The 13,569-nt window shown below is 27.9% G+C and carries 12 protein-coding genes; 3 read left to right on the forward strand and 9 right to left on the reverse strand.

All coding sequences use genetic code 11. The annotated features are described in order from the left end of the window. Positions 1–4: 4 nt before the first annotated feature. Entirely contained in the window at positions 5–862 is an 858-nt protein-coding gene (nadC, locus tag B0A58_RS07960) for a carboxylating nicotinate-nucleotide diphosphorylase (RefSeq protein ID WP_089080638.1), read from the reverse strand. A gap of 106 nt (positions 863–968) precedes the next feature. Here nadC and B0A58_RS07965 point away from each other — a divergent pair, with 106 nt between their 5' ends. Continuing rightward, positions 969–1,397: a DUF2721 domain-containing protein gene (locus tag B0A58_RS07965; protein ID WP_089080615.1), complete on the forward strand. Its 429-nt coding sequence runs from the start codon at positions 969–971 to the stop codon at positions 1,395–1,397. On the opposite strand, the gene B0A58_RS07970 is transcribed toward B0A58_RS07965, so the two are convergent. Then, the gene (locus B0A58_RS07970) at positions 1,375–3,105 is read right to left on the reverse strand and encodes a hypothetical protein (RefSeq protein WP_133063093.1); all 1,731 of its coding nucleotides are present in this window, start codon (positions 3,103–3,105) and stop codon (positions 1,375–1,377) included. The genes B0A58_RS07965 and B0A58_RS07970 overlap by 23 nt on opposite strands. Before the next feature lie 282 nt (positions 3,106–3,387). On the opposite strand from B0A58_RS07970, the gene B0A58_RS07975 reads away from it, so the two are divergent. Continuing rightward, complete coding sequence (locus B0A58_RS07975) at positions 3,388–4,701, forward strand: YncE family protein (RefSeq protein ID WP_089080617.1); 1,314 nt, start codon at positions 3,388–3,390, stop codon at positions 4,699–4,701. A 28-nt stretch (positions 4,702–4,729) separates the two neighbouring features. After that, on the forward strand, positions 4,730–5,473 hold the full coding sequence (locus tag B0A58_RS07980) for a tyrosine-protein phosphatase (RefSeq protein ID WP_089080618.1): 744 nt from the start codon (positions 4,730–4,732) through the stop codon (positions 5,471–5,473). 40 nt (positions 5,474–5,513) lie between these two features. Here the strand turns inward: B0A58_RS07980 and B0A58_RS07985 are convergent, their stop codons facing one another. The 7 genes from B0A58_RS07985 to B0A58_RS08015 all read right to left on the reverse strand — a co-directional run bounded on the left by B0A58_RS07985 (position 5,514) and on the right by B0A58_RS08015 (position 13,568). Next, on the reverse strand, positions 5,514–7,895 hold the full coding sequence (locus tag B0A58_RS07985; protein WP_089080619.1) for a GumC family protein: 2,382 nt from the start codon (positions 7,893–7,895) through the stop codon (positions 5,514–5,516). Beyond that, complete coding sequence (locus B0A58_RS07990; protein ID WP_014084116.1) at positions 7,892–8,653, reverse strand: polysaccharide biosynthesis/export family protein; 762 nt, start codon at positions 8,651–8,653, stop codon at positions 7,892–7,894. The genes B0A58_RS07985 and B0A58_RS07990 overlap by 4 nt, the downstream gene beginning before the upstream one ends. A 91-nt stretch (positions 8,654–8,744) precedes the next feature. Then, positions 8,745–10,664 carry a polysaccharide biosynthesis protein gene (locus B0A58_RS07995; RefSeq protein ID WP_089080620.1) on the reverse strand — a complete coding sequence of 640 codons (1,920 nt, stop codon included), beginning with the start codon at positions 10,662–10,664 and terminating at the stop codon, positions 8,745–8,747. Beyond that, positions 10,664–11,812 (reverse strand): DegT/DnrJ/EryC1/StrS family aminotransferase, encoded by a 1,149-nt coding sequence (locus tag B0A58_RS08000; protein ID WP_089080621.1) that lies wholly within the window; start codon positions 11,810–11,812, stop codon positions 10,664–10,666. Before B0A58_RS08000 ends, B0A58_RS07995 begins: the two co-directional genes overlap by 1 nt. Next, positions 11,809–12,360 (reverse strand): sugar transferase, encoded by a 552-nt coding sequence (locus B0A58_RS08005; protein ID WP_089080622.1) that lies wholly within the window; start codon positions 12,358–12,360, stop codon positions 11,809–11,811. Before B0A58_RS08005 ends, B0A58_RS08000 begins: the two co-directional genes overlap by 4 nt. A 1-nt stretch (position 12,361) precedes the next feature. After that, the gene (locus B0A58_RS08010) at positions 12,362–12,976 is read right to left on the reverse strand and encodes an acetyltransferase (protein ID WP_165766313.1); all 615 of its coding nucleotides are present in this window, start codon (positions 12,974–12,976) and stop codon (positions 12,362–12,364) included. Further along, positions 12,966–13,568: a sugar transferase gene (locus tag B0A58_RS08015; RefSeq protein WP_089080624.1), complete on the reverse strand. Its 603-nt coding sequence runs from the start codon at positions 13,566–13,568 to the stop codon at positions 12,966–12,968. The genes B0A58_RS08010 and B0A58_RS08015 overlap by 11 nt, the downstream gene beginning before the upstream one ends. Position 13,569 lies beyond the last annotated feature (1 nt).

Consider the following 13,569-nt stretch of genomic DNA (forward strand, 5'->3'; position numbering starts at 1 on the left):
TATTTTAAAAAGCTTTTAAACTTAAATCCATATTATGTACAGAATGTGTTAAGGCCCCAGAAGAAATATACAACACACCACAAGCAGCATACTGTTGCAGCGTGTTTTCATTAATATTGCCAGATGATTCTGTTTGACATGTATTTCCAATTAATGCTACAGCTTGTTTGGTTGTTTCGAAATCAAAATTATCAATTAATATTCTATGAATACCGTCATTTTTTAATATTTCTTTAATTTCGTCCAAATTTCGAGCCTCTACAATAATTTTCAAATCTAAATTATTATCTTTAAGATATTTCTTTGTTTTTTTGATGGCTTGTGTAATACCTCCTGCAAAATCAATATGATTGTCTTTCAACATGATCATGTCATACAGGGCAAAACGGTGATTATCGCCACCTCCAATTTTTACAGCCCATTTTTCGCATGCTCTAAAACCAGGAGTTGTTTTTCGGGTATCTAAAATTTTTGTATTATAATTTGATAATAATTGTACATATTGATTAGTTTTGGTTGCAATTGCCGACATTCTTTGCATTGAATTTAATACAACTCTTTCTGCTTTTAATATTGATTGAGAACTTCCAGATACTGTAAAAACAATATCTCCAAATTGTACATTAGAACCATCATTAATGTATTTTTGTATGACTAAATTGGGATCAACGTAATTAAAAACTTGAATTGCAAAATCTACACCTGCAATGATGCCTTGATCTTTTACTAATAATTTTGCATTTCCAGTGGCGGTAATTGGAATGCAAGCTAAAGAACTATAATCGCCTGGCCCAACGTCTTCATTAATAGCATTTTGAATAATATGGTGCAATTCTTGTTGAAATTGTAGATCTGAAATCATGATGTTTATATTTTTTTTCAAATGTACAATATTTTTTTTTTAATAAAAAAACAACTCCGTACTGATTTTGTTGTAAATATTTTAGAATTTTGCAAAAAATAAAAACATGACCATTCAAATTGCAACCCCTGCCCTACTGTTTTCTGCCACTTCGTTGATTTTGTTGGCCTATACGAATCGGTTTTTGACCATTGCTGGAATTATTCGAGGATTGAAAAAATCCTATTTGAAAGAAGCCGATGCAACGATATTACTTGAAATAAAAAACTTACATTTACGATTAACATTAATAAAATACATGCAGTTATCGGGTGTTTTTAGCTTATTTTTATCCGTTTTTTCCATGTTGATGTTGTTTTTAAACTTTGATAATGGTGCCTTACTATTGTTTGGAATTAGTTTATTGAGTTTGTTGGTTTCACTCGGCATATCGTTTTGGGAAATCAGTATATCTATTGATGCTTTAAAATTGCATTTGAGTAGTTTAAGTAAGTATAATAGTCAGCAAAAACTTATTGATAATGAGCAAAACTAGGCTTTGGATACTCATAATTTGAAAGTTGAAAATCATTTGACTTTATAGCGTTTGTTTTTAATATATTGTATCCAATACCAGGTATTTTTGGAAAAAATGAAAATGAAATTTGAAAAGTGTCAAAAGATAAGAAATCATTACTTATAATAAAACCTATACCAAATTCTGATAATAATGGACTATGCTTAAAACTATTATTACTATTAGACAACATACCTCCTGAATAATTGAAGTATGGATTTAACCTAAAGCCCCATACTTTCCAAGGAGCATACATTTGTGTTTGAAAATTGAAAACAATTTTTTTTGTACCTAATAAATTAGCATTTGAAAAACCTGAAATTCCAAAATTACCGTTTAAAGTCAATTTATCCAAATTGGTATCAAGACGATGAAAACCTAAAGTAATTTCAGGTTTTACAAATTGTCGAATTTGCCAATTTCCAAATTTGAATAAATTCGTAAAATATGTAACAGACGCATTAAAAGCACTTTGTTTGGTTTGATTTTGTTCAAAAAATGTACCAATTTCTATATTTGCACTTAAATAACCAAAATGATAAAAAGCCGCATGTGTCCATTTAGAACCTAAATATAGGGTACTTAAATTATTTTTAAATATGAAACCAGATGTGAGATTGAAAATATATCCCGTAGGTATATTTTCATATATATTAAAATTAAATACGTTTTTATTTTTTATAAATCTACTTTGAGCAATCCCTATACTTGCCAAAAATGTATTTTCATTTGAAAATATACGGTATTTATCATATTCAAAATTAGGAGTAAAATAATAATCTTTAGTAATAAATCGGAACATATTGTATATTTTAGTGGTTCTTTGGGATTCAGAATTTCCGTTGGATACCCTGAAAGCATAACCACCACCACATTCAAATAAATTCAATTTATAGTTTTGTAAATCAGGTATTTGCAAATCATTATATAATACAATTTTTTTATATTGCTGTGAAAAAAGAGAAAAAAATGACCAATTCTGATATGAAGTAAAGAAGTTTTTTTCTAAAGAAATATTTTTTTCATAACTAAAATCAATCTCTTTTTGATAATTTACCTTGAAATTTAAAAAAGTTTTCCATATATTATTTGCAGTATATCCAAATCCAAAAGTATTTTCATTTTTTTTATTATTTTTATGCATATTAATATATATTTCATGTCCAAATCCTAATAAATTATTTTCACTTAATTGAAAATTAGATGTATTAATAGAAGTATTAAAACTAGGGCTCAAACTCCAAGAATCAACCACGTTTACCGCAATATCTATGGAGTCAGTTGAAGCATCGCTACCTATTGGTTTTATTTCAATTTCATGAATGAAACGTTGATTTCTAATAATTCTTTCAGATTCATTGATAATTAATGAGTCTATTTCATCATTTTTATGAAATAGCAATAAGTTATTTATTATTTTTTCTTTAGTTTTTATATGATATGTATTAGCTAAATCTTTTATTCGGTTCCTAAAATTATTTTTTGAAATACTATCAATTACAAAAGGATCGTTGATTTGAATAATAATATGCCTTATAATTTTGCAATTGACTTTTTTCCAAACAAAATTGTTTTGTATAATTGGTTTTGTCTTATTTTTTTTGCGAATATTTTCAAATAAATATTGGTTAAAACGATTATTTTTTTTATTTTTTTCTAGTTTTTTGAACCACTTTACAGTATCCATTTTTTGTGATAATAGGTGTTGATTAGAACAAAATATTGCAAAAATGATTAACAATTTTATTTTGATTTGACACATTTTGATGTTTATTAAATATTTAGAAGCTTTTAAGATATAAATTGAATTCAAAAATGGGTACAATTATACCAATAAAATAAAACAAATGTAACCGATTAAAAGTTAATATTATTACATTATTATTAGAAATAAGTTCATAATTACTAAATATTTTATCAAAATACTAATTGATAAATTACTATATTTGCAAAATAAATTGTAATGCTAATGAGACCATATTTTTTAATATTATTATTTAATTTTTTTATAAATTGCCAAAATTTACATGCAGATAAAAATATTGTTGCTGTTGGTTTAGATAGCATTAGACCTGTTGGACAATTTAAAAAATTAATGTTAAAACAAAGAATCCAAGCTATAGATTCTACAAAATTAGATAGTTTGGATGTATTTGAGCCTACAATAAATTCACCAAAATCAGTAATTTATTCAAAAGATGGAACTAAATTTTATGTAAATTCTTTAGAAGGATTTGCAACTATTGTTTTTGATTCCAAAACATTAAAAAAAATTGGAGTCATAAAACATGTATTCGATATTAGAAATAAAAACTTATTTAAAAATAATGAAACTACAGCTTTTGATTATCAATTTAAGCAACAATTACCCGATTTTAACATTTTTAAAGGCAAACCAGTAGAAGGTTGTTTATCTCACAATGGAAAATATTTGTGGGTAACGTATTACAGAAGAGATTGGGACGAGAATGCTGAATCTCCGTCGGCAGTTGCTATTATTGACACCGAAACGGATCAAATTGTACGGGTTATTCCTAGTGGGCCATTGCCAAAAATGATTGCTTGTTCGCCAGACAATCAATACATTGCCATTACACATTGGGGCGATAATACGGTAGGAATTTTAGATATATCTAGTCAAAATGTTATGGATTTTAAATATATTTCTCATGTGATTATTGACGAAAGATTAACGATGAATTATCAATCGGATGTAAAAATAGATCGGGATAATGAATGTGGTAATTGTTTGCGTGGCACCGTTTTTAGCCCTGATAGTAAAAAAATATTAGTTGCAAAAATGGGTGGCAACGGCATTGCATTGATCGATTTGACTACAATGAAATATCTTGGAACCATAACAGGAATGAAACAAAATTTAAGGCATTTAGTCATCAATAATAATGACTTGATATTGAGTTCTAATAAATATGGTTTTGTTCAAAAAGCCACTTTAAATGACTTGTTACATTTAGATTTTTCGAATAAAAATAAGATTATTACTTATGAAAAATGGCAAACGATTCATGTTGGAAAAGGTGCCAGAACGATTGATGTTACTAATGACGGAAAGTATATTTTTGCATGTGTTAATAATGACTGTAAAATTGCAGTTATTGAAGCCTCAACTATGACCGTTGTTGATAGTATTTCAGTGTCAAAATTTCCAGTGGGTATGGCAATATCACCAAATTCTAGACAATTAATTATTACTTCCCAAGGCAAAAAAGATGTTTTATTTGCGGGTAATGCGGTTAGTGTCTTTGAAATTATTTACAATTAGTTTTATATATAAATAAATTTATAAAAAAATGTTTTCAATATTTAAAAAAAGTAGTTATTTGATGGATTATATTCCAGATAATTTTACAGATATTCATTCACATTTATTACCAGGAATTGATGATGGAGCAAAGGATTTGGAAGATACGAATGTATTAGTTGAAAAGTTAGAACAGCTTCGATTTAAAAATTTTATTGCAACACCTCATGTATTAAAAAATGTTTGGGATAATGATGATGAAATTATCAATTCAAAATTGGCTTTAGTTCAAGAAAATTTTGTGCAATCACATAAAAAAATTGCTTTTAAAGCCGCTGCTGAATATATGATGGACAATCATTTTTATGATTTACTTAAAAATGGAAATACAATTTTGCCTTTGAAAGACAATCATATTTTAGTAGAAATGTCTTATTTAGCACCACCAATTCAATTGTATGATATTTTATTTGAAATACAAATTGCAGGTTTTCAGCCCATTTTAGCCCATCCAGAACGGTATAATTCCTATCATAACAATTTGAAAGAATATGATAAACTAATTAAAGCAGGATGTAAATTTCAATTGAATATGTTATCTACAGTTGGTTATTATGGCCCAATGATTAGCAAGACAGCAGATTATTTATTGAAAAATGATTTAATTACTTATATTGGCTCGGATACACATCACGAAAAACACATTTCATTTCTTCAAAATAAAATCATTTTAAAAAATCATGAAAAATTAAATCAAGTATTTAAAAATAATGCTTTTTTTGATTTTCAATAAAAAAAAAGCTGTTCAGTGTGAACAGCTTTTTTTAAATGTATTATTTTCTAAAAATATTAAAAATCCTTTCTATAATATTTTTTGGTTTATTATTTCCATCATTACCATAACCGTAACCATAACCGTAACCATAACCGTAACCATAGCCATAACCGTATCCATAACCAGACTTTGCATTAACACCATTGATTACAATAGACAAATTATTTAATTTATTTTCTTTAAATAATGAGTTTGGAATTGTAATGGAATTTTTTCTTATGTAATTTGCTCTTACCACATAAATAAACATGTCAGAATATTTATTAAGTAATAACGTATCTGTAACTAAACTTACAGGAGCGGTATCTACAATAATATAATCAAATTGTTTTTTTAATTCATCAAAAGCAAGTTCAACTTTTTTACTATTTAATAAAACGGCTGGATTTGGTGGTATAATTCCAGATGGAAGCACATAAAAATCAGTGTAACCTTCTTGTTTGTATATAATGTCTTCTAAATTAATTTTTTCATTTGAAAGATAATTACTCATACCAAAATCTGATTTTACATCTAAATAATCAGATATTTTTGGATTTCTTAAATCCATTCCCATTAAAAGAACTTTTTTACCATAAAGTGCTAATGTTCTCGACAAATTTACAGAAACAAACGTTTTACCTTCTTTCGGAATAGTCGAAGTTATAAAAATCGTTTTTGCTGTATCTTTTTTGGAATTAGTGAGCATAAACTCAAGATTTGTAAGTATTATTCTGAAAGATTCAACAACACTTGAACGACTTATAGAAGTTACATCTTCTAAAATATCTTTTGTTAAAGGTACATCACCAAGATAAGGAATAGATGAAATTCTTTCAATATCAGATCTTGTGTGTATTTTATTATCTAATAAAAATATAATAAATAATATACCTAAAGGAATAAGCAAACCAATAACAAATGCTACCGACATGATTAATTTTCTGTTTGGTCCAATAGCTCCTTTAGAAAATGCAGCATCAATAACTTTAGCTTTTGGCGAAGTTACAGATAATGCAATCGCTGTTTGTTCAGCTTTTTGCAATAAATATGAATATAATTCTGCCTTAACTTTTTGTTGTCTATCAATTTTTTTGTAATTCATTTCATTTGTAGGAACCATACTAACTTTTGTTTGAAAAAAGTTTTCTTGGTTTTGCAAATTTCCTTGTCTGATTCTCAAAGCACGACCTTCGTTACTCAAAACTTTTAAAATCTCAGCTTTCCGCCATTTTAATTTCTCATCTAAATTAACGATATAGGGATTGGCAATTGTTGAAGTTTTTAAAACCCTTTTTCTATCCAAAACTCCATTGTTAAATTCGTCTATTAGTCGCATTGCGGGACTACTTGATGGCAATATATTACTTGGAATTAAATCTTGATTAGTTGCTTTTGAAACTTCCTCTGCCATATAGCCATTTACAGAAATTTCTGTGCTAATGTCCGTAACATTTCTTCTATATTGAGAATTTTGATTTAAATTTAAAGAAGCATCTGATATTAAATCTGTTAAACCATTATTTTTCTTAAATGTTTCAGACTTTTTATCAATTCCTTCTAACTCTTCTGATATTACTTCTAATCTTTTTTTAATAAAAGTATAGGTATTATTAGCAATAATGTTTCTGTCTTCTGTGGCATCTAAATTATATTGTTCAACTAATTCATTAATAAAATCCATGGCTTTTGCTTCATTTGCTGTAGCCATATCAATAGAAATGATATTCGTATTTTTTGCGTTTAAAATTTTCAATGCACTACTTAATGCTATTGCAGTATTTTTTATTGGTGCAACTACTATTGTAATTTTTTTATCAATTTCAATGTCATTTGATACTTTTTTTATTATAAATGTTCCAATATCAGATTTAAGAACAGTGTTGTATGTATATACTTTTTTAGCATCAAAATTCATTCCTTGAATTTTAAACTTAGTATCTGAAATTGGTGTCATATTTATCTGAAAGTAAGATTCCTCAAAATTTTTACTTTTCGATAAAAATATTATATTGACAGGCGAATTTTTATAGGCTTCAGTATTAATAACCATACCTTCAACAAAATAAGATACATTCATTCCTAATTTTCTAGCAGCTCTTTCTGCTAAACTTCTGGATTGAAAAATAGCTATTTCATTATCAATACTATTTTTACTTCCTGGAAATACACTTAATTCACTAAAAGCATCTAATTCAGATCCACCTTTTTTATCGGCTTTTATTAATACTGTAGAGGACACACCATAAGTTGTTATAGTGTATCGTAAATAAAAATAAGCAATCGATAAAGAAATTAATATGGATAATACCACCCATTTCCAATGTACAACATATTTGTATAATTGTTCTTCTAAATGTACGGTATGACTTTGACTGTTTGGGGTTGATTTATCTGTCATATTCTAGTAATTAGTATGTATAAAGTTAGTAAACTTCCAAATATAGAAAGTGTTGTGGTTAAATTTGATCCAATAGCAGTTGAATTTACTTTAACTTCTCTTGGTTCTACATAGATCACATCATTTTGTTTTAAATAATAAAATGGAGAATTGACTAAATCTGCTTTAGTAATATCTACATAATTATAAGTTTTTTTTCCTTCAACATCTCTAATTATAAGTACGTTTTCTTTTTTACCATAAAGCGTAATATCAGACGCTTGAGCCAAAGCATCTAAAATTGTAAACCTATCACTTCCTACATTGATAATTCCTGGTCTCCCAACTTCGCCAAGTACTGATACTTTAAAATTTATAATCCTTAGATTTACAACAATATCTGTTGCATATTTTTTTAATTTTTCTTTAAAAAAATCAGTAAGTTCAACTCTAGTCATACCTGCAATTTTAATTGAACCTAATACAGGAAATTCAATATTTCCATTTTTATCAACTAAATAGGATTGTCGATTGACATTAAAATTAACGTTTTGAGCGGCTAACTTAGAATCTAAATTAAAAACATCAACTGATTCAGGATTCTGTGAAGAAAACCCCAAATATATAATATCATCTGGTTGTATTCGAGTTTCATATTGCGATACTATACTTTCTTTAACTTGTTCATTACCTTGAAAATAAATGTATTTTTTTCTAGATACACAAGAAGTTAATGAAATAATTGATAATATTACAATCAATTGCTTATTCAATTTCATATATTTATACTGATTTAATTATTTATTATTTATTTAATTTTTATTTTTTTTGCAAATATAGAATTTTATACTACTTGATTTATAAAATATTTTAATTTTTATAAAACGAATTTAAACTAATAAATTCTGGAACAATTTCTTTCATTTGAGTAACTACTTCTTCATCATTGTTTTTTAAGTAATTTTCAATAAGTTGTAAAATTTGTTGGTATATTTCCTCTAAGTTGGTTTCATGATCAATTGAAATCATGATTTTTTTATGATAGGTTTCCTTAGTTTTAGCCTTATCATTTAACAATTCTTCATATAGTTTTTCGCCTGGTCTCAATCCTGTTACCTTGATTTCTATATCTTTGTTAGGCTGATAACCTGCTAATTTTATCATTTTAACTGCCAAATCATAAATTCTTACGGGTTCACCCATATCAAAAATGAATATTTCACCACCACTTCCCATTATTCCAGCTTCTAAAACCAATTGGCATGCCTCTGGGATTGTCATAAAATACCTTATGATATCTGGATGTGTTAAAGTTACAGGGCCTCCTTCATTGATTTGTCTGGTAAATAAAGGAACAACCGACCCATTCGACCCTAATACATTTCCAAATCTAGTAATGATAAATTCTGTATGAAAATCTTTATTTTTAAAACTTAATTGATTCAAATATTGCACCGTAAGCTCTGCTATTCGTTTTGAGGCTCCCATAACACTACTTGGATTAACTGCTTTGTCTGTAGATACCAATACAAATTTTTTAACTTGATATTTGATGGCCAATGCTGCAACTGTTTTTGTACCAATAATATTGGTTTGAATGGCCTGCTTGGGGTTGATTTCCATTAAAGGTACATGTTTGTAGGCTGCCGCATGATAAATGATATCAGGTTTGTGCTCTTTTAGAACAGTATCAATATAGTCATAATTTCTTACGTCTCCAATTAAAGGAAGTAATTCGATTTGATTGGTAAATATTTTTTCAATTTCTAATGTTAAATCATTCAAAGGCGATTCTGCTTGGTCTAGTAAAATAATTTTTTTTGGAGAAAATTTATACAATTGTCTTACAATTTCACTTCCAATAGACCCTGCTGCACCCGTTACTAATACACATGTAGCCTCGTGCTGTTCAGCAATTTTATGATTGTTGATAATAATCGAATCCCTTTCAAGTAAATCGTTAATGTCAAAATGTTTAATTCTATTAGAAACTTCTTGTCCATTTTCTAAATTGGAAATCTTTGGGACTGTAAAAACCTTAAAATTAAACTCTAAGCAGTCATTTACAATTTTAGTTTTTTCAATAATGGTTAATGAAGCATCTGTAAGTATAATTCCTTGACAATTATTCACTCTTAATAAAGCGGGAATACGAGATTTATTTGAAAAAATAGGTAGTGCTAAAAGTAATTTATTAGTATTACCATATCTATGATCTATAAATCCTACAACTTTATACTTTTGTGTTTTATTAGTTTGAATTGAATTGACTACCGAAATAGAATTGGTATCTGTTCCATATACCAATACTCTTATTTCATCTTTTCTGCTTGATACAGTACTAAAGTAGTATTCAAATGTTAGTTTTACAAAAACCCTAAACAATACTAAAAGTGTAAAACAAAATATAAAATTGATGACCAACCCTGCATTGCCAAAATATTTTACAAAATTAAAAAAATAAGCATTATTTATAAATAATAATGTTAATAATGTTACAACTTGTACTTTAAAAATTTTAAATGTATCTTGAATAGAGGAATGTCTAATAATACCTGAATAGGATTTAAAAAAATAAAAACAAAATAAATTTGTTCCAAAATACAAGCTTAATGCTTCTACAAAATAGCCATGAAAATACAAAGCCTTATTCATTTTGGACAACAGAAAATCTGTAAAAAACAAACAAGCAATAATAATTGTAAAATCAATAATAAGAATGATCCACCTTGGTAGATAATTCAAATTAGTAATTTTTTCTCTCAATTGTATTTTTAAGTTTTTTTTCATTAGTATTTTGAAGTAAAAACTTCTGATATTATGGTCTTAATTCTTAATTTTTCTGCTGCTGTTGTATTGGATCCAGAGGGCAAACAAAGGCCATTTTCAAATAAGTTTTCACATACATTTGTTCCAAAATAAGAATAGGAATTAAATATAGGTTGTAAGTGCATGGGTTTCCATAACGGCCTGCTCTCAATATTATTTTGTTCTAATGCTATTCTCAAGTCTTCTCTTGTAATTCCATTTGTTAATTTAGGGTCAATCACAATGGCAGAAAGCCAATGGTTTGAATGAAAATCTTCATTTGGCTCTTCAAAAACTGTAACTCCATCTATATTTTTAAATAAATCTTTATAAAATACATGCATATTTCTTCTTAATGCAACATGTTTATCTAAAACTTCCATTTGGCCTCTCCCTATTCCAGCACATATATTGCTCAACCTATAATTGTATCCAATTGCTGAATGTTGATAATGCACTGCATGGTCTCTTGCCTGTGTTGCTAAAAAAACAGCTTTTTCTTTAATAGCTTTTTCTTTTGACACTAAAGCACCACCTCCAGATGTAGTAATAATCTTATTGCCATTAAATGATAATATTGAAATATTCCCAAATGTTCCACATTTTTTACCTTTATAAGTACTTCCTAAAGCCTCTGCACTGTCTTCAATAATTGGAATATCATATTGAGCAGATAATTTTCTTAATTGATCAATTTGAAATGGCATACCATATAAATGTACACCAATAATAGCTTTTGGTTTTTTGCCTGATTTGATGCTCGAAATTATTGCCTCTTCAACTGCTTTTGGACACAAATTCCATGTTTGCTGCTCGCTATCTACAAATATTGGTGTAGCACCAACGTATAATATGGGATTTGCCGAGGCTGAGAATGTAAAACTTTGACAAATTACTACATCGCCTTGTCCTATACCTAGTAATATTAAACTTAAATGAATAGCAGCTGTTCCCGAACTTAAAGCGGCTACGTGAACATTTTCTGATAAATATTGCTCTAAATCTTGTTCAAATCCGTTTACATTTGGTCCAAGTGGGGCTACCCAATTACTATCAAATGCTTCTTGAACGAAATTTCTTTCTGAATCTCCTAAATGTGGAGAAGAGAGCCATATTTTTGATTGATTCATATTGTTCTAAATAATGTTTTATATATAATGTGCAAATCTAATAAAAAAGTCCGACAATTATAATATTCTAAGTTCATTTTTATTTTATCTTTAAAAATAATTTCATCGTTATATGTTAGTGGATTATCGACAAACGACAAAATCTCCTCTTCATTGGCATATTTTATGGAGGCTTCAGATGTTAATCCTGGCTTTAATTTCAATATATTTCTATATTCTCCTTCTAATTTGTCGTAATATCCTTCAATGTCTGGTCTGGGTCCGACAAAACTCATGTTTCCAATCAAAATGTTCCATAATTGTGGAAATTCGTCTATTTTACTCTTTCTTAAAAATTGACCTATTTTAGATATTTTACCCGTTTTTGCCTCAATAGTTTTAATTTTATATATAATAAAAAGTTTACCATATTGACCAACTCTTTTCTGGCAAAATATACCAAAACTTTGGGTATCTATTGTAGCAATACATACAAATATAATAATTATCCATGATAAAAATAACAAACCAATTATGGAGAATAAAATGTCAAATAGTCGTTTCAGCATTTTATGGATTTAAAAATTTGATTATTTTACCAGGATTACCTACTACACATGCAAAATCGGGTACATCTTGGATGATGACGGCTCCAGCTCCAATTTTTGCCCATTTTCCAATTTTTATATTTGGAATTATACTCGCTCCAATGCCAATATGACTGCCCTCTCCTACACTTACATTGCCAGCCAAGCAGGCATTTGGCGAGATATGTACAAAATTACCTATAATACATTCATGCTCAATTATACTACTTGAATTGATGATGCAATGATCTCCTATTCTTACATCAGCATTGATTACCACATTTGCCATGATTGCTGTGCCATTTCCAATTTTTGAAAACCTCGAGATCATGGATTTAGGGTGGATGGCATTAAAAAATGGATTAAATATTCGTGATGCTATATTTTTTCGTATAGTATTATCACCTATTGTAATTAAAAATTCCGTATTATTACTTATTTCATAAATATTAGGCTTGTATATTGGAATATCATATAAATATTTATCTTCAGAAAAATCATCTAATATACCATTTATTTGGCAATTATTACTACATAAAATATCAATAATTACTTTTGCATGGCCACTTGCTCCATATAACATTTTTTTAGTTCCCATCAAATTTTTCCATTGATACTGAATTTTCAGCGGTTATTCCTTCTTTTATTAATATTTTCTTGATAGTCATAAAAACGATTTTAAGATCCAAAATAAAATTACAATGGTCCACATACCAAACATCAAATTCAAATTTTTGTTTCCAACTTATGGCATTTCTTCCATTTACTTGTGCCCAACCAGTAATTCCTGGCGTTACTTCATGTCTGCGATTTTGTTGTACAGAATATAAAGACAAATATTCGGGCAATAAAGGTCTTGGTCCTATAAAACTCATCTCACCCTTGGCTACATTAATGAGTTGGGTGATTTCATCTAACGATGTTTTTCGTATAAAATATCCTATTTTTGTTAGTCTATGTGCATCTTCCAATAAATTCCCTTGTGCATCTTTTTTATCGTTCATCGTTTTAAATTTGATGATCGTAAAAATGTGTCCATTTTTTCCAGGCCGCTTTTGAAAGAAAAAGGGTTGTCCTGAATTGGCAAAATATAGGGCTATTGTAATGATTATAAAAATAGGAGAAATTAAAATTAATCCTATTATTGCAAAAAATACATCAAAAAAAGGTTTAATTATTTTTTTATACATA

This window comes from Flavobacterium branchiophilum NBRC 15030 = ATCC 35035, assembly GCF_002217205.1.
Lineage (GTDB): Bacteria > Bacteroidota > Bacteroidia > Flavobacteriales > Flavobacteriaceae > Flavobacterium > Flavobacterium branchiophilum.